The sequence below is a fragment of the Bradyrhizobium prioriisuperbiae genome (assembly GCF_032397745.1).
Taxonomy (GTDB): Bacteria; Pseudomonadota; Alphaproteobacteria; order Rhizobiales; family Xanthobacteraceae; genus Bradyrhizobium_A; species Bradyrhizobium_A prioriisuperbiae.
Genome location: NZ_CP135921.1, coordinates 4,862,346 through 4,883,384 on the forward strand (window position 1 = coordinate 4,862,346; position 21,039 = coordinate 4,883,384).

Below are 21,039 nucleotides of genomic sequence, written 5' to 3' on the forward strand. Positions count from 1 at the left end.
GCTGGGAACTCCGACGCGTCAGATCCGTTCATTGCGGGGACGGTCCCGACCCGCCCGTCGGCACCACAGCGCAAAAGCTGTGGAAATGGAGCATTCTACGTGTCTTTTATTTGTCGCCGCGCAAGACATTTGCTCGGCTGCCGCGGCAGACCGAATGTCATCCGACTATCGTATGGCATCCCACGATTTGCGAAAGCCGTCGGGAGTGTGCAGTATCGTTTGTATACGAATTTTTCCCGCGCAAGGAGAGGGCCGGGGTGGGGACACGTCGTGTCGCATCGCAACGTATCGTTTCGAAACGTCCGCGCACGGGCGGCGGGCGGCCGACCCGCGCGCAGGCCGTGCGGCGCGATGCGCGGCTGCTCGATGTCGCGACCGGGTTGTTCCTGAAGCACGGCTTTGACGGAACCTCGATCGATGCGGTGGCGCGGCTCGCCCGCGTCGGCAAGCCGACCATCTATGCCCGTTACAGCGACAAGAAGGCTCTGTTCATTGCGGTGCTGCGGCGTCGGGTCGACGACGCCAACGCGCAGATCCTGCAAACGGTCCATGTCGGTTCCGCGCAAACCCGTGCCGGCAGCGTCGAAACGGCGTTGCATGAATTCAGTCGTCGCGCCGTCGCCCACATGCTCGCGCCTGACAACGTCACCTTCCAGCGCATGGTGGCGGCGCATGCGGCACGCCTTCCCGAACTCGCGCAACTCGCCGATGTGAACCGGGCCAATCTCACACGGCAGATCGCAGCGGCGCTTCGGCACTTCACGGTGCGTGGACAGATTGCATCCGATGATCCCGACATGTCGGCGGATCAGTTCATTTCGCTGGTGCTGGGACATCCGTTGCGCGCGGTGCTCTATGGCAGTTCGATCAGCGCGCGGTCGGCGGAACGTTATCGCAAGGCGGCTGTGGTGCTTTTTCTTGATGCTCTGAGGCCGCGCTGAAATCGCGCTGCGAATCCGCGGAATTCAGCCTGCCGAATACGTAATGCCAGTGCCGCAGGCCTGCGCCAATACAATTTTGACACTTGTCAAGAATGAAACGACTCCGTATCGTTTAACGTCGACTCGCCGCGCCATCCCCCGGCGCGCAACGTCGGCCCGGGAACCGCAACGCGACTTCGAAGTTGTCCAGTGCCAGCCAACAGCCGGGATCAACAATGAGCACCGATGACGATGCCGATGAGGCGCGCGCAATCAAGGTCGCGGGCCAGGAGTCGCGATCGGCGCCCCCTGAGATCGTGGTGCAGAGCCTGCGGCTGGTTCAAGCGTTTGTCACAATCCGTTCTGCCGAGAAGCGGCAGGCGATCCTCGATCTGGTCGAATTGTCCGCCAGAGCGACGTCGCTGGACGGATAAAGCTGTCGTCCACGACAGACTTCGTTCACGACAGGCATCGCTCACGACAGATATAGACTTCCCCACACGTCGGCGCCGCCGCGACAAGGGTGACGCGCGCTCTGCGCGTGGTTGTTCAGCGACGCCCACCGACCTCGTCGATATGCAGCAGAAGATCTGCGGGATCGTCGTAAACGCGGAACGCGCCGGACTGCTGCAATTCCGCCGTGCCGTAACCACCGCTCAGGAGGCCGACGCCGAGCGCGCGGCATCGGATGGCGGCCAGCATGTCCCAGATGCTGTCGCCAACCACGACCGCCGTTTCGATCGGCGCTTTCAGACGCGCGGCGGCAGCGAGAAACAGGTCGGGATCGGGCTTGGCATATTTGACCTGGTCGCGCGTCACCACCGGCGTTACATCGGGATCGACGCCAAGCGCAGCGAGATTGACCGCCGCGGTTTCCATTCGCCCGCTGGTCGCGATCGCCCAGGGGATGCCTTCCTGGCTCAGCCAAAACAACAATTCGCGCGCACCCGGCAGCGGCCGGATGCGGTCCGCATAACCGCGATAGGCGGCCGCGTGATTCAGGCGAAGGCGATCGACACGCTCGGTGCTGATATCGGTGCCGGTCTCGCGCAGCAATTGATTGGTGAACAGGCCGCCGCTCATGCCGATCTTGCGATGAATGCGCCAGACCGAGAGGGGAATGCCTTCCTGATCGAGCGCGTCCTTCCATGCCAGCACGTGTTGGTACACGCTGTCGACCAGCGTGCCGTCGAGATCGAACAGATACACCGGGTCGATGCGCATGGGGTTCTCCTTGGCTTGCGATGTGGTTTGCCGCGCCGTCATCCGCAACGGGCGTGATCGGCCCTAACGCCCCGTCTTGGCGGGCGGGGCCTTCGACTGCTGAGCGGACGCACCGGCGGCTCCCGGGATGTTGGCCACGGCCTCCTGCAGGGCGCTCAGTTTGGCATTGAGGGCCTCGATTTCGGTCGACAGTCGTTTGGTCTCGGCGCGCTGGTTGGCGAGCAGGTCCTGCACCACCTGCAACTGGTCGACGGCCTGCTGCTGTGTCGTCCCCAGCGCCCGGGTCGCCTCGATGAGGTCGTCAGAAATTTGCGGGCGCGGCGCCGCTGTGACGGCCACCGCCGGCGCCGGTGCGGGCGTGGTGCTGTTGGCGCCGCCTCCGCGCAGGACGGCGATCCCGCCAGCGACCAGCACAAGCGCGCCTGCGATCAGCAGGATCTGCCGCCGCGCAAGATGCGGGGACTTGGACGCCTCGATCATGGAGCCTCAACATCGATCCGGCGGACCAGCCCGGCTGGGGCTGTCCGGCAGCGGATTGTAGCACCGTCAAATGCGGCAAGGTGGTGGAATTCATCCTGCGGGGCCCGGTTGGTGGCCATGCCTTGGGGGCGAGCCTTTCGGCGGGATGTTTTGCGGGATTTGGCCGCTCTATCACCGCGCGCTGTAGTTATGCGGCGGAGGTCTGAGGAGTCAGAGCGCGCTCCGTCGTGCCGCGCAGAGCCTGCCACACGCGTTGCTGGAAGGCGGTGCCCCGCACGTCGAGCGGAAGGTCGAAACCTCTGCCGGCGGCATCAATGAGGCTGACGACGCGCGCCACCGACGCTTCATAATTCTTGTCACCGCCGATCAATCGCGCCTTTGGGAAGCGATCCCGGACTTCGCGCACCAGCGCCTCCGGATTGTCGCCGATCAGGATCGACGCGACGCCTTTTTTGCTGGAGGCCACCAGGATCGCGCCCAGCGAACATTGGCTGACGGCGAAACGGATCTCCTCGCTGGCTCCGCCGGCGCGATAACGGGTCGGGGTCATGCCGAGCATGTCCGTCGATGTTTCGTAAAAACGTCCGTTCGAATTGAAACCGGACTGGTAGATCGCCTCGGTCACAGTCTCGCTCCGGATCAGTTGCTCCCGAACCCGGGCTGCCCTGTGCGCCGCCGCGTAGGCTCTGGGTGTCAGGCCGGTCGAGGCCTTGAACAGGCGATGGAAATGACTGGCACTCATCGCCATGGCGTTTGCCAGTTGCATGAGAGATGGCGGTGTCTCGCTGTGTGCAATCAGGCGACAGGCTTTGGCGATGACGGCTGCGTTCTGGGTATCCGCGGATGGTCCGTCCGGATTGCAGCGCTTGCAGGCGCGGAAGCCGGTGGCGCGCGCGTCCGCCAGGGTGTCGTGCAGGTTGACGTTTTTCGGATTGGCCATCCGCGACGGACATGACGGCCGGCAGTACACGCCCGTGGTCAGCACCGAGTACCAGAATGCGCCGTCGGCGGTTCGATCGCGCGCAACAATGCGCGCCCAGCGCGGATCGGCCGCGATGGTGGGTGAGGGATGTTTGCCGCGAGATGAAGTCATCATCAGTGAAGCCTTGGTCATGGTCGTGTTTGCCCTCGCGGTTCAGCCATTGTCTGCGCTCATCCCATCGCAGCTCGCGGCAGAAACCCACCCGATTTCAGACTGATCGATTTCAAAGCAAGAAGCGGAGTTTGCCGATCGCTCGTTCGATCTAGGTCTGTGGTCGCCACCTGACACACACCACAGATCTGGAGACATCGACCATGTCCAAACTCGACGACAACAAGGCTCTCATCGGCCGCTGGTTCACCAGCTTCTGGGGCGAGACCTGCGACCTCGGCATCGTTGATGAGCTCGCCGCACCCGACATGCTGCTGCAGTATTCGCTGCATGAACCGCGTCGCGGCCGCGACGACATCAAGGCATTCATGACGGGATTTCGCGCGGCATTCCCGGATCTCAATTTCTGGGGCGCCGCCGATCTCATCGCGGAGGGCGACTATGTTGTCGGCCGCTGGGAAGGCGGTGGGACCCACACCGGGCCGGCATTCTCCGATTTCCTGGCCGGCGCGCTGCCGGCCAACACCGGCCGCAAGATGCACTTCACCGGCACCACGGTGCTGCGGATCAAGGATGGCAGGATCGCCGAGGAGATCGGGCTGGACGACGGCGTGACTGCGCTGCAGCAGCTTGGCCTGATACGCCTGGCTGACACCGAAGCGGACGCGTCGGGCCGGCCATTCGGCGATCCGCCCCGCGGCTGGAACAACATGAAATCCTGAGAGCCGATCAGGCCACAAGCCGAATGCGTCCGGCTTGCGGCCTGGCGTGCCTCACAGCCATCTGGCGCGCTTGAAGCTTGCGTAAAGTGCGATGCAGATCGCGCCGATCACGCCGAGAACGATGTAATAGCCGTACTGGGTCTTGAGCTCCGGCATGTTTTCGAAATTCATGCCGTAGATGCCGGCGATCGCGGTCGGCACCGCGAGAATGGCGGCCCATGCGGCCAGCTGGCGGGTGATGGTGCCTTGCCGCTGCTGCTCCAGCAGGGTGCTGATTTCGAACACTGAGGTGAGGATGTCGCGCAATCCACCGACCTGGGCTTCGACGCGGCGGATATGATCCAGCACGTCGCTGAAATAGGGCCGGATATCATTGTCGATGCAGGGCAGGTCGAGGCGCACCAGCTTGGAAGCGACCTCGGCGGTTGGGGGCAGAACGCGAAGAAACTTGATGAGCTGCCTGCGGACGGAAAACAGCCGCCGGATGTCTTTGCGGGTCAGGAAGGCATCGAGGGCCTTCTGCTCGATTTTCAGCACCTCGTCTTCGATGGCGCTGACGATCGGAAAATAGCCGTCGACCACGAAGTCGATGATGGCGTGCAGGACGTAATCGGTTCCCTTGTTGAGAAGCGCAGGTCCAGCCTCGAGGCGTTCGCGCACCTGATGATGTCCGCGCGTCGAGCAGTGCATGGGAGTTTTCAGTATACGGGATGCTTCCCATCCGAGAACGCTACTGCCGCCTGCCGGTTCCATTTGCCGGTCATCCGCTACCGCGGGCTGTCGTGAAGCAACCGGCGCGGTAGGATGATCGGGGAACAAATGGCCGATAACCGTGTTTCCTTAGGTTAAGACGCGAAACGCATTGCAGGGAAGAACCGCTACATTAGGTGTAGCTCGCGGAGAGGGCCCGGGCCAGGGCTTCCGGACTTGGGCTCAGCGAGTATTCCATGGCGCACTCGTTTCACAACGCTGACAAGGCCACCCACCGCAAGGTGATGCTGGTCGGCGCGTTGTTTTGCGTGGCCTTCGTGGCCGTCAGCTTTTTTCTCAAGCCGCAGCCCGAAAGCGACCGCGTCCTGGTCAAGGCGGACCGGCTGGTGAAAACAGCGGGACAACCGCAGCCGGCGAACTAAAGCTCAGTTCATCCGGCCGCGGTCACGAAAATTGGTCAGCTCGTCTCAGCTCTGCTGTCCTCAACAGCGCGCAACTGCGTCGAATTGAATGATCTTCTCCCGCATCGGCCTTGTTTCGATGCGCCGGGACACTTCGAGGCTCACCATCGACAACAGCAAGATGAGCATCTCGTCGCCAGCGGCCAACACCAGGCACTGATCGATCTGCGCACTCAGCTTTTCAAGCTTCTTCATAGCCATTCCCCTCTCTGTTTTTTTGTGATGACTGCGATTTTTTTTGTTTTGACCCGAGGATGACGCGTCGTGATTACCGGGGGCTACTCCCCGGGTGCACCTGACCCGGTCGATCCGACGCTATCGGCACAGGTTGCAATGGATGCTGACGCTGCAAACGCTGCAGGCGTCCATGAAATTACGCCGACGCAACGCGAAATGATGGCGGGGCTGATAAGCCCGAATCACTGACACTTGTACTATACAGGTGTCCAAATCAGAGGTGATTCGCGCCTGTAAGGAAAGAACACTTTTGCACCTGATCCAACCAAATGGTTGGATACCGGATGTGGTGCGGCGCAGCTCTCCAGTTCGAGCGAAGCTGTCTCCCACGTCGCGGACGCAGGCTCATCGCCGCATTTTCCGGGCGCCGGAACTGCTCAATGACGAACTCAAGACCGACACCGTGATCAGCGTCGCCTGATGGGCCGGTGGTTGAGGCAACGCAAGACAGCGGAGCGGCGAGCTTAGGCTTTGTTGATCGCTCAAGGATGTAGCCCGGATGACCGGAGCGATATCCGGGAGCGGTGATCGTGCAGGACCCGGGTATCGCTACGCTCACCCGGGCTACTTGTTCGTCTGTTCTACGCGCCGATCCGCATCGACAGTTCGACGTCTTCGGCGAACGGCGTCGACATGTAGCCGTTTGCCGGCACGCGCACGCGCGCCAGATAGTCGGGGCTGTACTCGGCGTTGTCGGCAATGATGAACGCGCCAGGCTTCAGCCGGCTCTCCAGCAGGCTCAGGATCTCGGGATAGAGCGCCTTGGCGCCGTCGAGCAGCACGAGGTCGATGGCGTCGGGAAGATCGACACTCAGGGTCTTCAGCGCGTCGCCCTCGCGGATCTCCACCAGGTCGATCAGACCGGCTGACGTCAGATGATCGCGGGCACGCGCCACCTTGGATGGCTCGAACTCGCTGGTGATCAGGCAGCCGCCGCCATTGTCGCGCAGCGCCGCGGCGAGATGCAGGGTCGAGATGCCGAATGACGTTCCGAACTCGACGATCGTTCTTGCCTTGGTGCTTCGTGCCAGCATGTAGAGCAGCGCGCCGGTCTCGCGGGAGACGGCGAGCGGGAAATCCTTCAGGCGGCCGTAGAAGTCGCGGTAGTCGGTCTTGCTCCGCATCAGGCGTTCATGCTCCTCGCGCGGGATGGCGGCCAGTGCGGGGTTCGTCATCGGCGACAGCGCTGCGGCTTCGCCGAACAGGCGATCCAGCAGCGGTGCGAGCGGGGCGGTGGTCAGGGTGGTCATGGGGTGTCTCCAGTCCTCAGGTGAGCGCGTTGTTGCGTTGAAACGGAAATACGATTAATTCGTCATGTTTCCAATTCGCATTGCTGGGACGCGCCATGCCCGATCGCCGAAGCTCTTCAATTTCCTCGCGAAAGCAGCCCCAGCAGGCCCGCTCGGCGGATCTCGTTGCCGCGGTTTTGCAGGCTGCTGTTCAGGTTTTGGCGAAGGAAGGCGCGCCGCGTTTCACCATGGCGCGGGTGGCCGAGAAGGCCGGCGTCAGTGTCGGATCGCTGTATCAGTACTTCCCGAACAAGGCGGCGATCCTGTTCCGGCTCCAGAGCGACGAATGGCGGCAGACCGGCGACCTGCTGCGCAGCATCCTCGAGGACGGCCGGCGGCCGCCGCTCGAGCGGCTGCGCGCGCTGGTTCACGCCTTCATCCGCTCGGAGTGTGATGAGGCCGAGGTGCGTGTCGCCCTCGATGATGCCGCGCCGCTCTATCGCGACGCGCCAGAGGCACAGGAGGCGAAGGCGTCGGGAGATGGCATCGTCCAGGTCTTCATGCGCGAGGCGCTGCCCAAGGCCCCGGACGCGACACGCGAACTCGCCGGCGACCTCATCATGACCACGCTCAGCGCGGTGGGAAAGCAGTTCTCGGAAACTCCGCGAACGCCGGCGGAGATCGAAGCCTATTCCGGCGCCATGGCGGACATGTTGTGCGCTTACCTCAGCCAGCTTGCGAATGAGCCGGCTTCATCATCGCTGGCAGCCAAAAGGTCTTGAGCTCGCTTTTAGCTATGCGACGCAGATGCGTGGTGAGTAACGGCGGATGACGCTTGCGCTAATCCGCCCGAGCCTGGCTCCGAACCTTGCCAAACCACATGCGCCGCAGCAGATGATCGCGGCGAACGAACTGGTGATGAAGCGCGGCTCCGGCGTGAAACACCACCAGCGCCAGCAGCAGCCGCGCGCCGATGCCGTGCGGCAGCCGGGGCGGGTAGCTCCAGAAGTCCGGCAGCCGTGCGCCGTCTCCGCCAAAAATAATGGGCGCCGCGCCGCTCAGCACCATCATGCCGATTCCACTCGCGATCATGGCGAGGATGACGACGTAGAGAAGGAGATGCACCGCCTGCGCCGTGCGCTGCTGCCAGCGTGGTGATCCAGCCACCGGAGCGGGCTTGCGATCGACGCCCCACCACCAGCCGATCCGCAGCGCCGTCAAGGCGAGCACGGCGATGGCGATCGGCACATGGAGGCGCAGAATGGCTGCCTTCGCGATCGGATCGATGGTATTGGCTGCGCGAAATCCCGACACGACGAGGATGACGATCAGGAGCGCGCTCAGCCAGTGTATCGAGACCACCACGGCCCCGTAGCGATCCCTGCTGTCCTTCAGGTCCATTGCCGGTCTCCTCCGAATGCGGGTGTGCCGCGTTACGCGACGCAGATGCCTGGCACCGCGACGGTCTGGAACAGATGCGGGGAGGCGACGGCGGACGAGGGATAAGCCCCGATCTTCGCCCTGAACTCCGGATGGGTGAATGCGGCCCGGAAGGCGGCGCTGGATTCCCACACCGCGTAGTTCAGGTAGGTCGGGCTCTCTCCAACAGCGCGGTGCAACTGGGTCGAGATGAAGCCCGGCTGCTGCTTCATGAAGGCGGCATCGTCCTGCCAGACCCGCAGGAAGATCTGCTCGTCGTCCCTGTCGAGGGTGAAGACATTCACCAGCACGAGAGGGCCGGTATCGATGGCGATCTGGCGGTCGATCGGGAAGGCCGGATCCAGTGGACGCATCTGCGGCATGGGAGACTTCCTTCAATTTGGTGTCATGATGTCAATATGGTATGGTTAGGACATATTAGATTGACATCATGATGTCAATATAGCCACAGGATTACAAATGCGTCATACCAAGCGAACGCCCGCCGGGGAGGCCCTGACCGACCTCATTCTCGATCTGTTCCGGCTCAACAACCGCTTCCTAACCGCAGGCGACAGGCTGGTCGCCGACCTCGGCCTGACCAGCGCCCGCTGGCAGATCCTCGGCGCCATCGTGAACGCCGAGCGACCGCAGCCGGTCGCGTGGCTCGCGCGCGACCTCGGCGCCAACCGCCAGAACGTGCAGCGGATCGTCAACGATCTGCACCAGGAGGGGCTCGTTGCCTTCGAGGTCAACCCGCATCACCGGCGGGCTCAGCTTGTCGTTCTCACCGACAAGGGACGACAGACCTACGAAGCGACGTCGCGCCTGCAGGCGCCCTGGGTCAATTATTTCGCCGACGGGATCGCGACCAAGGACATCAAGACGATGCACCGCGTCATGACGATGCTGCGCAAGAAACTGGAGGCCGACGGCAGTGCGGAGGAGGAGGCCTGACGGGAAGAGTGATCTCTGAGCTAAAGCTGGGCTTCGATCGCGGCCTTGTCGATGACCGACCAGACCCGGACGATGCGCTGGTCGCGAAACTCATAGAACACGTGTTCCGTAAACGAGACGCGCCTGCCGTTGACCGGAACGCCGAACAGAATTCCGGTGGGCGTGCAGTCGAAGCGCAGGCGGCTTGCGATGCGCGGCGGCTCGCAGATCAGCAGGTGGATATCGAAATGCAGATCCGGGATCGCCCGAAAATCCCCCTCCTGACAGCCCAATCCGTTTGCCGTTGTAGTCAGCTTCCTCGTGAACGAACTGCGCCAGATTTTGCCAGTCCTGTTTGTTCAGGCAGGCGATGTAGCCGCGGTAGATGTCGGAGAGGTCGGCTATCGCCATGGCAATTGCTCTCGTTTTTCTCGAAGGCTCGCCTGCACAAAATAGGTTGACGTGGACATTCTGCAATCGGGGTTAAAAGGGATGCATCAGCGAATTCTTGCTTGTCATCCCTGTCAATCTCGATGGTCAGAGTTGCCGAAGCATCCTCTGTGCCGTGATCCGATGGCACGATAACATGGGCTATCCGAAACCGGTCAACACACCTGTCAACAGTAAGGGGCGTCCATGAAACGCAATCATTCCGGGGATCTTCATGCGTCCTACACCATCGGCGCGTTGACGGTGACGTCATTGCGTGACGGCTACGTCGATATGCCGGTCACACGATTGCGCCAGCCCGGCGACAAAACATTCGACGACGGTCCGCCGCCGCAGCTGCGGCTTGTCGGCGGGCAACTGAGGCTCTCGGTCAACGCCTTCGCGATTGACGATGGGGCCGACGTCGCGTTGATCGATACGGGAGCGTCGAATGCCTGGCACCCGACCATGGGTCGGCTTCCGCAAGCGTTGCTGGAAGCGAACATAGCCGTCGACAGGATTCGGACCGTCATCTTTACCCACACCCACCTCGATCATATTCAGGGCCTGATCCTTCCCAGTGGCGAGGACGCATTCCCGCGACTGTCGCGTCTGTTCGTTCCCTGGGAGGAACGCGATCTGTTCCGCGCCGAGGCAAGGCTTCAGCGCTTTCATGACCGCGCCGAGACATTCGAGGGCGGGCAACGCATCGGCGCCAGTATCGAGGCGATCGCTGCTCACGGCCACGAAGTCGGGCACAGCTGTTTTCGCGTCACCAGTGGAGATGAAGGCGTCGTGGTTTGGGGGGACATCGTGCATGTCCCGTCGCTCCAGTTCGCGCGGCCGGAGATCGCCTGGGAGTTCGATGACGATCAGGAGCAGGCGCGTGCGAGCCGGTTGCGGATCATGGCGCTGGCCGCCGACAACGGATACGCCGTTGCGGGCGCGCATCTTGATTCACCGGGTGTTGGCCTCATCACCCGTGCGGGAACCGGCTTTCAATTCGATCCTCTGTAATCGAGCGGCGGGCGAAGCCCGGATCTGTCGCGCTGTTTGCTGTGCTGCTCGCTGATCGCTGCCTGGGAACCGGAAGGAACTCGGGAACCGGGCCGCGTCCCTCGGAACGTTCGCCGATTTCCCTGGTTGGCTTTCTGATGTTCATAAAGGACGGAGGACACCATGAAGCGGATTGGTCTGGCGATCGTCGCCGCTGCCGGCGTAATGGGTGTGATGGGCACCGCGGCACAGGCGCAGAGTGTGGAAATCGGCGTGCCCGGCGTGCGGGTCGACAGCGGTTATGGCCATCGTGATCGCGATTGGGATCGCGACCGCGGCTGGCGCCGCAGCTACAATTCCGACCGCGACGATGCCGTCGTGGTCCGGCGCCATCGCGACCGCGACTTTGATCGTCCGCGCCGCAAGGTCATCATCGAGCGCGACGACTGAGCAGGGACTGGCTCGCGAGGGCCGATCTCACGTCACCTGACGGACAATGAGGCTGCATGCGAAAGCGTGCGGCCTTGTTGCGCGCGCGCAACCAAACGTGCGTCGCTAAACAAAAAAAGGCCGCGGGGTGAACCGCGGCCTTCCGGGACAATATCAGTCAGTTAAGAAATGCTCCCACGCCCCCGGAGCCTTCAACCTAACCCAAAGCATGTTGCTCATCATCTAAAAAATTGTTTTTGCCGTCCGGAACAAGGTTGAATGCGCGTTTTGTGATAATGGGGTCTCATTCAGCGCAAAAGCTCTGGAGTTTTGCTGAATCTTTACGGGTTTTTGGCAAGATTTACAACCAACTGGTTGGTTGCGCGCCAGCCCGAATCGGCCAACTCTGTCTGGGCGACGGAGGAAGCGATGACCAGCCAAGGTGAGGTGGCTGCGTATGTAGCCACCACGTGTCTTGAACTGCGGAAGATGGCGGCGAGCCCCGAACTGGGCCTCGATCTGCTGGTCCAGCTTCTCGACATGGCGGCCCTCGAGGCCGACAACGTTCGTGCGGCGGCCAAGGTTCCCGCAGGTTGCGTTGTTCCCTTGAAGCGTCCTTGAGCACTGGGCCCTTCCTGAGCCAACCGCGGCATGTCCGCGGCCAGTGTGTTCGGCGCGGATAAGCTGGCCCGCCTCAAATACAAGCGCGAGGCGCCGGGAATTCGGGCTGTGTGCACCGCAATGACGCTGGTGATGTGTGTGCCGCGGTGCAATTGTTCAGGGGGCACCGGCGCTGCGGTCTGGTGGAGACTCGCGCGATGTCTTTGGAAGCGTATGATCCGACGGGTCACGCTGCGGGAGAAACAAGATGAAACGTTACGTCATGTTCGCGGTGCTGGGGCCGCTCCTGAGCGGGATCGTGCTGATGGTCGTGTCGAGTGTCAGTTCCGGCTATTGGTACAAACCGGACTCCTCGCTGCTGAAATTCCTCTCGGTGCTCGGCTCGGCGCTGCCGATCTCCTACATGTTCGGGCTGCCGTCCGCGGTGCTGTTCGCGGCGGTGGACGACATCATCTGCCATATCCGCAGCATCGGACCGGTGGTGCGGATGGTGCTGGTCGGCGCATTCGCCTTCGTGGTGGCGATTGTGCTGTCGGGCACCACCGGCGGCAAGATCGAGATCGAGTACGGCCTCGCGGGTCTGGTGCCGGCGATGCTGCTGTCGTGGTGGGCGCATCGGGTCAGCCCGATCACACCGCCGGCCCCGCGCGGCGGTCACGTCACCGGACACTGATCGGGTTCGGCCAATGCTGCTCAGCCGGCTGTCGGCCGCCGTCGATGAAAATCCGCCGGTGAGAAACGAGGCCTCGTCCGAGAGCACACGCACGCCGGTCAGAATGGTCGTGCCTTATCTCAGCGAGATGGCCAGGCCGCTCAGATCGGCATTGACCATTAGTCCCGTCTGCCGCCCGCTCATTTCCAGAACCGCGCCCTTTTCATTGGTCAGCACGATCACCTGCGCGCCACGGCCGATCGCTGCACCGGCGCCGCCGGCCGCGTAGACGCCTGCGACATCCGAGGCCCGGCTGATGTTGCTGACCCGGCCCGACCAATAGGTTTGCGATGCGCCGAACACCAGGCCCGCGCTTAGTCCGCCGATGGACAGCGGATATTGCCGGCCGCGAAATGTCAGTGTGCCGCTGCCGCCAGAGGCGCCGATGAACCAGCCGCCCTTGAGCACCGAAATGCGGATCGTACCGCTATCGGCGTGGGCGACCGATGAGACGCCGGTGCATGCCAAGACAACGACAGCGGCAACAAGCGCCATGAAAGCAGCACGAAATCCGGATGAAGGCATGTCCGTCCCTTGTCTGTTGGATTTTGATCTGCTGGATTCTGATTCGCGACACTATGGCGGTGCCGCGGGCGCAATTCAACGAAAAGCAGGTTGTGGCGGCTTACGCCGAACGCACGAACAGCAGCAGCGACCGTCCCGTCACCTGATATGTGGCGCCCACCGGAAACTGCGTGTCCGGCTCGGCCGCGACCATGTTGGTGTCGATCAGCAGCGTCCATTGGCGGCCGCCCTCGGTCTGCGGCAGGGTGAAATCCACCACGCCGTCGTAGCTGTTGAGGATGAGCAGCAGCGTCGCGTCGTCGCCGCGCTTGCGGATGCCGGTCTTTTGCGACCGGCCGTCGATCAGCATGCCCAGGCACCTGGTGTTGCCGTCCTGCCAGTGCGCCTGTTGCATCTCCTGGCCATTGGCGTTGATCCAGGTCAGGTCGCGCACGTCGAGCACCGCGTCGTGTGCGCCGGTCAGGAAGCGGCTGCGGCGCAACGCCGGATAGGTCTGCCGCAGCTTGATCAGGTCCTTGGTGAAGGCGAGCAGTGCCTTGGCGTCGGCGTTCAGCTCCCAGTCGACCCAGGAGATCTCGCTGTCCTGGCAATAGGCATTGTTGTTGCCGTGCTGGGTGCGGGCGAATTCGTCACCGGCGAGCAGCATCGGCGTGCCCTGCGACAGCAGCAGTGTCGCCAGCATGTTGCGCTTCTGCCGGTTGCGCAGCGCGATGATGGCCTTGTCGTCGGTCGGCCCCTCGGTGCCGCAATTCCAGGAGCGATTGCTGGAACTGCCGTCCTGGTTGTTCTCGCCGTTGGCCTCATTGTGCTTGTCGTTGTAACTCGCCCAGTCGTTGAGGGTGAAGCCGTCATGGGCGGTGACGAAGTTGACGCTGGCCCACGGCCTGCGGCCATACTCGTTGAAGATGTCAGCGGAGCCGGAGATTCTCGTCGCGAGCGCTGCGACACTCGCTTGTCCCCGCCAGAAATCGCGCACGGTGTCGCGATACTTGTCGTTCCACTCGGCCCATCCCGGCGGAAAGCCGCCGACCTGGTAGCCGCCGGGGCCGCAGTCCCAGGGCTCGGCGATCAGCTTCAGCGCTGTGAGCACCGGATCCTGGTCGACGGCTTTGAGGAAGCCGCTCTGTTCGTCGAAGCCGTAGACCTCGCGCGCCAGGATGGTGCCGAGGTCGAAACGGAAACCGTCGATGTGCAGGTGTTCGGCCCAGTAGCGCAGGCTGTCGGTCACCATCTGGATGACCTTGGGATTGGACAGATTGACGGTGTTGCCGGTGCCGGTATCGTTGATGTAATAGCGCTTCTTGTCCGGCATCAGCCGATAATAGCTGGCATTGTCGATGCCCTTGAACGACAGCGTCGGCCCGCGCTCGTTGCCCTCCGCGGTGTGGTTGTAGACCACGTCGAGGATCACCTCGAGGCCGGCCGCGTGCAGCCGTGCCACCATCTCCTTGAACTCGCGCAGGCTGTTGGGCACGTCCGACGCATAACGCGGATCGGGCGCGAAAAAGCCGATGGTGTTGTAGCCCCAGTAATTGGTGAGTTTCTTCTCCAGCAGGTTGCTGTCATTGATGAAGGTGTGGATCGGCAACAGCTCCACCGCGGTGACGCCGAGCGATTTGATATAGTCGACAACAGGCTGCTGGCCGAAGCCGGCGTATGTGCCGCGCAGTTTCTCGGGCACGCCGCCGTGCAGCTTGCTGAAACCCTTGACGTGGGTCTCGTAGATGATGGTCTGGTCCCACGGGCGGTTGAGGCGGCCGGCCTCGCCCTGCCAGTCATAGTCCGGATCGACCACCACGCATTTCGGCATGAAGGGCGCGCTGTCGCGCTCATCGAACGTCAAGTCGTCGCCGCTCTCCATCTTGTAGCCGAACACGGCCGGATTCCATGTCAGCTGCCCGGCATGGGCGCGGGCATAGGGGTCGAGCAGCAGCTTGTGGGGATTGAAGCGGTGGCCGGCGTTGGGCTCGTAGGGCCCGTGCACGCGATAGCCGTAGAAGGTGCCGGGGCCGATGCCGGGCAGATAACCGTGAAACACCTGGTCGGTATATTCCGGCAGTTCGATCCGCGCCGTCTCCTTGGCCCCGCTCGCATCGAACAGGCAGACCTCCACCCTGGTGGCGTTGGCGGAGAACAATGCGAAATTGGTGCCTTTGCCATCCCACGTCGCGCCGAACGGGTTGGGCAAGCCTTCTTCGACAACCAGGCCTTCTTCCACGATGATGTCTGTCACAACCGCCCCCAATCGATCCCGGGCAAAACCGGCATCGGTTAACAGCGATCGGTCGTTTTCGTTGCAGTGCAATCGGCCCGGACGGTGATTAATTTGCGCGGCCGCGGCTCGCTTGTTTTATTCCAGCTTGCCTTCGGGAAGATCAGGCGGTGTGGTGGGTACGGCTTCTCCGGCCTCCTTTGCCAGTTCGCGCTCAGCCTGCAGCCAGAAGTCCATCTCGGAGCCTTCTGTCCTGCCGCTCTTCTCCCACAGCTCATAAGCGCGCTGCCTGATCTGTTCATCCCTGATGTTCATCTGCGTTGTCCTGTTTTGGCGGACCGTGTCCGCGTGCGCGATGCTGGGATCGCTTGATATCGATGGCTCAATTCCGGTGCGATGCGCGCGTTCCCGTGATCGGATGATGTGTTTTGCGCGGGGAACCTGCCGGTTGCAGGATTGTTGCCATCATCAGAACCCGAGGCAGGCACCATGGCAGATAAGTTCAATCCGGCGCCGATCGACAAGCACGCCGAACATCCGAAGGACGCGGCCCGCAAGGATCGCGAGCAGAGCAAGCTCAACAAGGATCTGGAGCACACTTTCCCCGCCTCCGATCCGGTGAGCGAAACCCAGCCGTCGAAACCGAGAGCACATCACCCGAAGCCGGGTGAGAAGGAGGGGCACTGAGGCGAGCCCAAGTTTCATAGTCATGGTCTCACACTCCTGCTCGAACACCCATGGCCGACCCCACGCCCGAACCGCCACCCCGCAGGCCGGATCCGAAGGCCAGCGCGGAGGCGGACGAAGCTCTCGAACAGGCGCGCAGTTTGCCGCCGGGGCCTGAACGGGTCGCGGCCCTGAAAAAGGCCGGCCTGCTTCGCTACGTTGCCGACCTTTCGGCAATCGTGTTTGCGCGTCGGGGCCGCCCGCCCAAATAAGGTTGTTCATCGCCGGTCCCGAGGAGAAAGCGCCGGTCTGCCTGAGCGACGCTTTCGCATGGGATTCGGCGCCCCGCTGTTCAATGGATTGAGAGGATCGATGTCGAACCAGAAGGCGACCTCCGCGGCGCGTGAACCGGCGTTGGACGTGAAACGCCTGGCGCTGATTCTGGATGATGCGTGGGAGCGCATGGTCGCGACCTGCGGCGAGGCGGAAGCGACATCAGCCAATCGGGCGGCGCTCGCGTCGCGGATCGTGGTGCTGGCGCAGCAGGGCGAGACCGATGCACGGCAGATGAGCGAAGCTGCCGCGATCTATCTCAGCGCGCTGATCGCCGTACGCGGGCTTCAGCAACGAAATTCCGAGACAAGCATCTCTTGTCGCGCCACGCCATTGCGCGAAAATGCCGGCGCTGCCTACGATGCGGATGCGCTGGCGGCGATGGAGGAGGGGCTTGCATTGTGCCGCGAAGCCTTGCCGGATCCGATCCCCTCAGTGGTCTCGGCCTTTCTGCTGACGTCGATTCTGGATCAGGCCGCCAAGGGTGAGCGCAATCCGGTTCAGCTTTGCAATCGAGCTTTGGAGGCGCTGAGGGCACGCCGTTAGAACTCGGGTCGACGCATGCCGCGAAGACGCCGCAATCGGTGACGTTTCATTTACTCCGTCTTTAAGGAGTTTGGTTAAACCCCAATGATCGAATAAGTATCGAATGAGTGGATCGAATGATCTCGCATGATCGGCTGCGCAACCGCGGCGTTCATGGTGGTATTGCGGAGTCCTGATGTCGCTGTTGAAATGGATCGTGCTCGGTGTGATGGGCGTCACGCTTGCCGGTTGCGCCGGCAGTTTCACTGCACCATCGCCCGCGGGTTTACCGATGGCTTGGGACGGCAACGGCACGCCGCCCACCGATGACGTCCGGCCGACACGGAAACCACGCCGTGCCACCGCAGTCATCGAGACCGCTCCGATTGCTGCGGTGACGTCTGCGCCGGCCGACGCCTATGCCCAGCAACAGGCCGACGACAGCGCCCGCGAAGCTGCCTTGAAAAAGCGCATGGTGATCTGTCGCGATTGTCTGCCCAACGAAACCGGCGACATCGTCACCGGCAGCATAACCACGCCGCCGCTCGCCGCGGTCGCGTCGAAGCAATAAGCCAGGAATATTAAGCCAGGGATATTACGCGCGCAAAAAAGGCGGCCATCCGGCCGCCTTTTTAGTTGATGTCATCGATCGCTATTGGCGATCACTTATTGGCAAAGCGTGCGTTTGCCGTTCTCATTGCGGAACACCGTGCCGGGCTGGCAGACGAAGTTGTTCCGGCGGGCATAGCCGTCATCGTAACCGGGGCCATAAGCGGGCGCCGCGTCATACGCGTCGTAGGCATAACCCGACCGATAACCCGGTCCGTAACCATAGCCCGGGCCAGGGCCGTAAGCGTAGGAGTTCGATGCGATGCCGCCGATGATCGCGCCGGCTGCAAGGCCACCGATGATGCCGGCGGCCAGGCGTCCGCCGCGCGCTTCGGCCGGTGCGGGTGAGAGAGCTGTTGCCGCGGCAATGGTGGCTGCAGCTGCGATCGCCAACATGGTCGTTTTCATCGGGCATTCCTTTCGGTCATGTGAATCTGTTCAGTCGACTGTTCAAGCCGGTTTCAGTCCTTAAAGGCAGTTTGCTCTAAAGGCGGTGTTGCAGGGATAACTGTTCAATCCGGGGAAAGTTGCATCCGCTGCAACCTCGCCCGTGCCTTGAGGTTTACCCGCGTCGGCGTGCCGGTGCGCGTTTTTTGGTTTGTTCCTGGGCTTGCTCTTGCTGCTCCCTGGCGAGCCGCGCTTCGCGCAGCTTTTCCATATTGGAGCGCACGAACGCATCGCGCGCACGTACCTCCACCATTGCCTGGCGGCCTTCGATCTCGGCGATTTTCCTGCGTTCCTGAATCGGCTTTCGCTCAACTCTGGGAAGATCATCTGTCATGTTTGTCATGCCGGGATAACGCCCGTGACACCGGATAGTTCCCCCGGGTTCCATTGTATCCTGATGCGGGGAACCGCGCGGTGTGGCGGTTGTTGTGGGCGTAGGCAGTGGCCGCCCTCACGAGACGAACATGCTCTTCAATCCGGAGACCCTGAAGCTGCTCAGCGTCGTGCTTGACGATGTGTGCGGCCATGTGTCCAGCGAGGAGGCGCGCGCCTACGTCGCCACGCAGCTGCTGGAAGCGGCGGGTGACGGTGAGCGCTCCATGGAGATTCTGAAGCAGGTAGCGACGCTGGCGCTGCTCGAGATCTATGCGCGAACATGGGCGGATGAGGACGACGCTGTCGATGCGACGAGGCAGGAACGCGGCGCGCCGGATCAGCCGCTGGAGCGGGAGAGATCGACCGATTGATCGTTGGGGATACGGCAATCGATCATGCAGCGCAGACCCGACGGCAGGAACTGGCGCTGCGTGTGGCCGTCGAAGGCGCGCAACGCCGCATCCAGCAGGCGGATGCCGAAGCCCTCGCTGGCAGGCGGACTGACGGCAGGCCCGCCGGTTTCGTCCCACAGCACGTTCAGCCGATCGGCGCGCAACTCCCAGGAGACATTCAACAGCCCCTCGGGCGCCGAGAACGATCCGTACTTCGCCGCATTGGTCGCGAGCTCATGAAACACCAGCGCCATGCTGACCGCGAGTTTCGGCGGCAGCAGGACGTCATCGCCGGTCAGCGTGTAGCGCACGTGCCCGTAAGGCTCGAGTTCCGACATCAGCAGCGCCTTGAGGTCGCAGCCGCGCTCATCGGTGCGGGCGATCAGGTCGTCGGTGGCGGACAGCGCGCGGATGCGGCCGTCGATCCGCTCCCACGCCTCGGGATAGGCGCGCAGCGCCTGTCGCACCACCGCATGCACTGTCGACACCTTGTTCTTGAGCCGGTGTTGCAGTTCGTCGACCACCAGCTTGCGATAGCTTTCCTCGGTGGCGAGCTTGTCGGCGATCTGGCGGTAATGCCCGACAACGGTGCGATAGTGCGTCAGCGCCCAGATGATCAGGGCGCAGACAGCGGCATAGATCAGGAGCAGCGCGACCTTGGCGCCGCCGGACGGCGCGTCGCCGAAATGGACGATATAACCGAGGCAGGCGCCTGCGATGGTGGTGGCCACGCCGGCGCGGAAACCGCCCAGCAGCGTTGCGAACAGCACGGCCGGAAAATAGGGCGTGAACGTAATATCCGGGCGCAGCGAGGAGATGCCCCAGCGGATCAGGGTGCTCGCGGCGAGGCACGCGGCGGCAAATCCCCAGATCAGCGGTGCGGACGGCTCAGCCGTGCCGCGCCAGCTGCCAAGGAGCTCATCCACCCATTTCATCGGACATCCGATCCGGCGCGCGCAGCGCACGCGTGCAGCAGGCTAGCTCGCGCTCATCGGTGTTGTCCATGGCGTTGCGCCGTGCGCACGATTGCTTATGCGACGAGGTCGGCGAGGCGGTCGAGCAGGGCGCGCTGGCCGGAGAGGATCTTGTCGCGGGCGATGTCGAGGGCGAACCATTCCGCGCGATCGACCTCGGGAAAGGTTTGCATGCGCCCGCTTTTGGGTGGCCATTCCAGCTCGAACGTGTTGCTGCGGATCGCCGTCGCATCGAGGTCGCCTTCGACCGCGAAGCCATGAACCCGCTTGCCGCCCCGCTGCTTGATCTCGCCGAGCGGAACAAGCGTATCGGTTAGGGCAACACCGAGCTCTTCCTCGAATTCCCGCCGCGCCGCGGCTTCCGGATCTTCATCCTCAGCCATCTCGCCTTTTGGAATCGACCAGGTGCCATCATCCTTGTTGCGCCAGAATGGGCCGCCGGGATGCACGAGCAGGACTTCGAGTTCGCCGTCACAGCGCCGGTACATCAGGATGCCTGCGCTCGCCAGTGGCATGAACCTAACCCCTCATCCTGAGGAGCGGCCGTTTGGCCGCGTCTCGAAGGATGAGGCCTCGACGGTCGCTGCTCGGGGCCTCATGGTTCGAGACGCGCGTGCCGCGCTTCTCACCATGAGGAGATATGTCTTGTCCATGGAAGATAAGCCGTCTCAGCGCAGCGCCAATCCCGTCGCCGCTTCCAGCTCGGCGATCGCCTGTGCCGCGTCAACCACCTTGATGGTGGTCATGCCCATCTCGCGCGCCGGCTTCAGGTTGACGCCGAGATCGTCGAGATAAACGCAGGCCCTGGGATCGACGCCAAGGGCCTCGATCATCATCCGGTAGATTTGGGGATCGGGCTTTCGCAGGCCGATCTTGGCCGACTCGATGACATGGTCGAACAGCACCATCACCTCGGCGACATAGAGCGAGCGGCCGCTGTGGCTGCCGATGCTGTTGGCGGGCAGGTTGTTGGTGATGCAGCCGGTCTTGCAATGGGTTTTCACGCGGCGCAGGGCCTCGATCATTTCGGGGCGCAGGTCACCGGACAGCAGCGGCAGCACGTCGCGGCCCCGCACCTCGGCGCCCAGCGCCCGCGATTCCTCCGCGAACAGCCGGTCGAAGGTGTCGAGATCGACCTCGGCGCGCTCGAATTTCGCCCAGGCGTTCTCCCAGTGGTTGGTCGCGTTGGTGCGGCGGATGATGTCGGCGGGCAGGCCACGCTCGGCCTCGAACCGCTTAAATGCCTCGAACGGCGAGGTGGTGATGACACCGCCGAAATCCCAGATCACCGCTTGGACCATGCCGCTCCCGTTTGCTGGACGCCTCATCGCAGAGATCACGACTAGCATGCGATCCCGGTAG

Annotated in this window: 29 protein-coding genes and 3 pseudogenes; 15 read left to right on the forward strand and 17 right to left on the reverse strand. The window is 62.8% G+C overall.

Annotation, left to right across the window (positions count from 1 at the left end; genetic code table 11):
* Window positions 1–257 precede the first annotated feature (257 nt).
* Both RS897_RS22910 and RS897_RS22915 read left to right on the forward strand, forming a co-directional pair.
* Entirely contained in the window at window positions 258–941 is a 684-nt protein-coding gene (locus RS897_RS22910; protein ID WP_315831008.1) for a TetR/AcrR family transcriptional regulator, read from the forward strand.
* Between the two features lie 215 nt (window positions 942–1,156).
* Window positions 1,157–1,354, forward strand: a complete 198-nt coding sequence (locus RS897_RS22915) for a hypothetical protein (RefSeq protein WP_315831009.1) — start codon at window positions 1,157–1,159, stop codon at window positions 1,352–1,354.
* Window positions 1,355–1,469: 115 nt separating this feature from the next.
* Here RS897_RS22915 and RS897_RS22920 read toward each other — a convergent pair whose 3' ends face one another.
* The 3 genes from RS897_RS22920 to RS897_RS22930 form a co-directional block, all read right to left on the reverse strand.
* Window positions 1,470–2,144, reverse strand: a complete 675-nt coding sequence (locus RS897_RS22920; protein ID WP_315831010.1) for an HAD family hydrolase — start codon at window positions 2,142–2,144, stop codon at window positions 1,470–1,472.
* Window positions 2,145–2,207: 63 nt separating this feature from the next.
* Window positions 2,208–2,624: a hypothetical protein gene (locus tag RS897_RS22925; RefSeq protein ID WP_315831011.1), complete on the reverse strand. Its 417-nt coding sequence runs from the start codon at window positions 2,622–2,624 to the stop codon at window positions 2,208–2,210.
* A 187-nt stretch (window positions 2,625–2,811) separates the two neighbouring features.
* Complete coding sequence (locus RS897_RS22930; protein WP_315831012.1) at window positions 2,812–3,720, reverse strand: bifunctional transcriptional activator/DNA repair enzyme AdaA; 909 nt, start codon at window positions 3,718–3,720, stop codon at window positions 2,812–2,814.
* A gap of 200 nt (window positions 3,721–3,920) precedes the next feature.
* On the opposite strand from RS897_RS22930, the pseudogene RS897_RS22935 reads away from it, so the two are divergent.
* A pseudogene (locus RS897_RS22935) lies at window positions 3,921–4,367 on the forward strand (ester cyclase); the annotation flags it as partial.
* 123 nt (window positions 4,368–4,490) lie between these two features.
* Here the strand turns inward: RS897_RS22935 and RS897_RS22940 are convergent.
* A pseudogene (locus RS897_RS22940) lies at window positions 4,491–5,120 on the reverse strand (magnesium and cobalt transport protein CorA); the annotation flags it as partial.
* Between the two features lie 266 nt (window positions 5,121–5,386).
* Between RS897_RS22940 and RS897_RS22945 the strand changes: the two are divergent.
* Window positions 5,387–5,572: a hypothetical protein gene (locus RS897_RS22945; protein WP_315831013.1), complete on the forward strand. Its 186-nt coding sequence runs from the start codon at window positions 5,387–5,389 to the stop codon at window positions 5,570–5,572.
* Window positions 5,573–5,632: 60 nt separating this feature from the next.
* On the opposite strand, the gene RS897_RS22950 is transcribed toward RS897_RS22945, so the two are convergent.
* Entirely contained in the window at window positions 5,633–5,806 is a 174-nt protein-coding gene (locus RS897_RS22950) for a hypothetical protein (RefSeq protein ID WP_315831014.1), read from the reverse strand.
* A 623-nt stretch (window positions 5,807–6,429) separates the two neighbouring features.
* Window positions 6,430–7,098: an O-methyltransferase gene (locus tag RS897_RS22955; RefSeq protein ID WP_315831015.1), complete on the reverse strand. Its 669-nt coding sequence runs from the start codon at window positions 7,096–7,098 to the stop codon at window positions 6,430–6,432.
* 95 nt (window positions 7,099–7,193) lie between these two features.
* Here RS897_RS22955 and RS897_RS22960 point away from each other — a divergent pair, with 95 nt between their 5' ends.
* Window positions 7,194–7,859, forward strand: coding sequence for a TetR/AcrR family transcriptional regulator (locus RS897_RS22960; protein ID WP_315831016.1), 666 nt, complete (start codon window positions 7,194–7,196; stop codon window positions 7,857–7,859).
* A 58-nt stretch (window positions 7,860–7,917) separates the two neighbouring features.
* On the opposite strand, the gene RS897_RS22965 is transcribed toward RS897_RS22960, so the two are convergent.
* Both RS897_RS22965 and RS897_RS22970 read right to left on the reverse strand, forming a co-directional pair.
* Entirely contained in the window at window positions 7,918–8,478 is a 561-nt protein-coding gene (locus RS897_RS22965) for a cytochrome b (protein ID WP_315831017.1), read from the reverse strand.
* A 32-nt stretch (window positions 8,479–8,510) separates the two neighbouring features.
* Window positions 8,511–8,879, reverse strand: a complete 369-nt coding sequence (locus RS897_RS22970; RefSeq protein WP_315831018.1) for an antibiotic biosynthesis monooxygenase family protein — start codon at window positions 8,877–8,879, stop codon at window positions 8,511–8,513.
* Between the two features lie 97 nt (window positions 8,880–8,976).
* On the opposite strand from RS897_RS22970, the gene RS897_RS22975 reads away from it, so the two are divergent.
* The gene (locus tag RS897_RS22975) at window positions 8,977–9,453 is read left to right on the forward strand and encodes a MarR family winged helix-turn-helix transcriptional regulator (protein WP_315831019.1); all 477 of its coding nucleotides are present in this window, start codon (window positions 8,977–8,979) and stop codon (window positions 9,451–9,453) included.
* Between the two features lie 20 nt (window positions 9,454–9,473).
* Here the strand turns inward: RS897_RS22975 and RS897_RS22980 are convergent.
* Window positions 9,474–9,843, reverse strand: a pseudogene (locus tag RS897_RS22980) (ester cyclase).
* Between the two features lie 225 nt (window positions 9,844–10,068).
* On the opposite strand from RS897_RS22980, the gene RS897_RS22985 reads away from it, so the two are divergent.
* The 4 genes from RS897_RS22985 to RS897_RS23000 all read left to right on the forward strand — a co-directional run bounded on the left by RS897_RS22985 (window position 10,069) and on the right by RS897_RS23000 (window position 12,580).
* Entirely contained in the window at window positions 10,069–10,878 is an 810-nt protein-coding gene (locus RS897_RS22985) for an MBL fold metallo-hydrolase (protein WP_315831020.1), read from the forward strand.
* A 162-nt stretch (window positions 10,879–11,040) separates the two neighbouring features.
* Window positions 11,041–11,307: a hypothetical protein gene (locus tag RS897_RS22990; protein WP_315831021.1), complete on the forward strand. Its 267-nt coding sequence runs from the start codon at window positions 11,041–11,043 to the stop codon at window positions 11,305–11,307.
* A gap of 408 nt (window positions 11,308–11,715) precedes the next feature.
* A complete protein-coding gene (locus tag RS897_RS22995) occupies window positions 11,716–11,907 on the forward strand; it encodes a hypothetical protein (RefSeq protein ID WP_315831022.1) in 192 nt (63 codons plus the stop codon).
* A 247-nt stretch (window positions 11,908–12,154) separates the two neighbouring features.
* Window positions 12,155–12,580 (forward strand): DUF5413 family protein, encoded by a 426-nt coding sequence (locus RS897_RS23000; protein WP_315831023.1) that lies wholly within the window; start codon window positions 12,155–12,157, stop codon window positions 12,578–12,580.
* A gap of 114 nt (window positions 12,581–12,694) precedes the next feature.
* Here RS897_RS23000 and RS897_RS23005 read toward each other — a convergent pair whose 3' ends face one another.
* The 3 genes from RS897_RS23005 to RS897_RS23015 form a co-directional block, all read right to left on the reverse strand.
* Window positions 12,695–13,114, reverse strand: coding sequence for a lipid-binding SYLF domain-containing protein (locus RS897_RS23005; protein WP_315838719.1), 420 nt, complete (start codon window positions 13,112–13,114; stop codon window positions 12,695–12,697).
* Between the two features lie 130 nt (window positions 13,115–13,244).
* Window positions 13,245–15,377 (reverse strand): glycogen debranching protein GlgX, encoded by a 2,133-nt coding sequence (gene glgX / locus RS897_RS23010; protein ID WP_315831024.1) that lies wholly within the window; start codon window positions 15,375–15,377, stop codon window positions 13,245–13,247.
* Between the two features lie 117 nt (window positions 15,378–15,494).
* On the reverse strand, window positions 15,495–15,671 hold the full coding sequence (locus RS897_RS23015) for a DUF2934 domain-containing protein (RefSeq protein ID WP_315831025.1): 177 nt from the start codon (window positions 15,669–15,671) through the stop codon (window positions 15,495–15,497).
* Window positions 15,672–15,845: 174 nt separating this feature from the next.
* Between RS897_RS23015 and RS897_RS23020 the strand changes: the two genes are divergently transcribed.
* The 4 genes from RS897_RS23020 (at window position 15,846) to RS897_RS23035 (ending at window position 17,451) form a co-directional block, all read left to right on the forward strand.
* Window positions 15,846–16,043 carry a hypothetical protein gene (locus RS897_RS23020; protein WP_315831026.1) on the forward strand — a complete coding sequence of 66 codons (198 nt, stop codon included), beginning with the start codon at window positions 15,846–15,848 and terminating at the stop codon, window positions 16,041–16,043.
* Between the two features lie 50 nt (window positions 16,044–16,093).
* Window positions 16,094–16,294 carry a hypothetical protein gene (locus tag RS897_RS23025; protein WP_315831027.1) on the forward strand — a complete coding sequence of 67 codons (201 nt, stop codon included), beginning with the start codon at window positions 16,094–16,096 and terminating at the stop codon, window positions 16,292–16,294.
* A gap of 58 nt (window positions 16,295–16,352) precedes the next feature.
* Entirely contained in the window at window positions 16,353–16,901 is a 549-nt protein-coding gene (locus tag RS897_RS23030) for a hypothetical protein (protein ID WP_315831028.1), read from the forward strand.
* Window positions 16,902–17,076: 175 nt separating this feature from the next.
* Complete coding sequence (locus tag RS897_RS23035; protein ID WP_315831029.1) at window positions 17,077–17,451, forward strand: hypothetical protein; 375 nt, start codon at window positions 17,077–17,079, stop codon at window positions 17,449–17,451.
* A gap of 95 nt (window positions 17,452–17,546) precedes the next feature.
* Here the strand turns inward: RS897_RS23035 and RS897_RS23040 are convergent, their stop codons facing one another.
* Window positions 17,547–17,897 carry a hypothetical protein gene (locus RS897_RS23040; RefSeq protein WP_315831030.1) on the reverse strand — a complete coding sequence of 117 codons (351 nt, stop codon included), beginning with the start codon at window positions 17,895–17,897 and terminating at the stop codon, window positions 17,547–17,549.
* Between the two features lie 154 nt (window positions 17,898–18,051).
* On the reverse strand, window positions 18,052–18,270 hold the full coding sequence (locus RS897_RS23045) for a transcriptional regulator (RefSeq protein WP_315831031.1): 219 nt from the start codon (window positions 18,268–18,270) through the stop codon (window positions 18,052–18,054).
* A gap of 130 nt (window positions 18,271–18,400) precedes the next feature.
* On the opposite strand from RS897_RS23045, the gene RS897_RS23050 reads away from it, so the two are divergent.
* Complete coding sequence (locus RS897_RS23050) at window positions 18,401–18,682, forward strand: hypothetical protein (protein WP_315831032.1); 282 nt, start codon at window positions 18,401–18,403, stop codon at window positions 18,680–18,682.
* On the opposite strand, the gene RS897_RS23055 is transcribed toward RS897_RS23050, so the two are convergent.
* From RS897_RS23055 to RS897_RS23065, 3 genes are all read right to left on the reverse strand, one after another.
* The gene (locus RS897_RS23055) at window positions 18,649–19,638 is read right to left on the reverse strand and encodes a sensor histidine kinase (RefSeq protein WP_315831033.1); all 990 of its coding nucleotides are present in this window, start codon (window positions 19,636–19,638) and stop codon (window positions 18,649–18,651) included. The genes RS897_RS23050 and RS897_RS23055 overlap by 34 nt on opposite strands.
* A gap of 95 nt (window positions 19,639–19,733) precedes the next feature.
* On the reverse strand, window positions 19,734–20,192 hold the full coding sequence (locus RS897_RS23060) for an NUDIX hydrolase (RefSeq protein WP_315831034.1): 459 nt from the start codon (window positions 20,190–20,192) through the stop codon (window positions 19,734–19,736).
* A 153-nt stretch (window positions 20,193–20,345) separates the two neighbouring features.
* Entirely contained in the window at window positions 20,346–20,978 is a 633-nt protein-coding gene (locus RS897_RS23065) for an HAD-IA family hydrolase (protein WP_315831035.1), read from the reverse strand.
* Window positions 20,979–21,039 lie beyond the last annotated feature (61 nt).